Raw genomic sequence first — 758 nt, forward strand, 5'->3', positions numbered from 1 at the left:
AATCATGACCACCCGTCAAACGGGTGGTTTGTCCCAGGGCTATAAGCCCAAATTACCAGCCAGCGCCTAAAGACGCTGGCTTTCACTTTGTTCAAGCCTTATTGCTCTTGACTCGTCACTTGCCTCTCAAAGAGGCTTTAGTATTACTTACCACTATCCCTAAAGGGATCCTCATATTCTTTTACACTTAATTTATCTAGTGCTATATCATGCTTTTCCTGTTCTTGAATATATTTCTTAATTGTGGCTTCATTAAGCCCTACTGTACTCACATAGTAACCTTCCGCCCAGAAATGCCGATTCCCAAACTTGTACTTGAGATTGGCGTGTTTGTCAAACATCATGAGTGCACTTTTTCCTTTTAAATAACCCATGAAACTCGAAACACTTATCCTTGGTGGAATACTTACTAACATGTGTACATGGTCTGGCATTAAGTGACCCTCGATAATTTCAACTCCTTTATAACTACACAAGCGATGAAATATTTCGCCTAAACTACTTCGATATTGATTATAGATAACTTTTCGTCTATACTTAGGGGTGAACACAATGTGATACTTACAGTGCCACTTTGTGTGCGATAAACTATGAGCCTTTTGTGCCATATTTTTCTCCTTTCGCTTTACAATTGGCTTGAACACCTTTATTGTATCGCGTTCGGAGTTTTTTTGGTATAACCTTCGACGCGCACCCGCATAGCGGGTGGTTGTTTTGTCTCGCACCTAACGGAGCGAGACGGACTAATAGTCACATAA

General features: G+C 40.8%; 1 protein-coding gene. It reads right to left on the reverse strand.

The window, feature by feature from the left end; all coding sequences use genetic code 11:
• Positions 1-143: 143 nt before the first annotated feature.
• Positions 144-608: an IS200/IS605 family transposase gene (gene tnpA / locus ACERDH_RS09790; RefSeq protein ID WP_000057429.1), complete on the reverse strand. Its 465-nt coding sequence runs from the start codon at positions 606-608 to the stop codon at positions 144-146.
• Between the last annotated feature and the right edge of the window lie 150 nt (positions 609-758).

This window comes from Streptococcus bovismuti (assembly GCF_042436615.2).
Taxonomy (GTDB): Bacteria; Bacillota; Bacilli; order Lactobacillales; family Streptococcaceae; genus Streptococcus.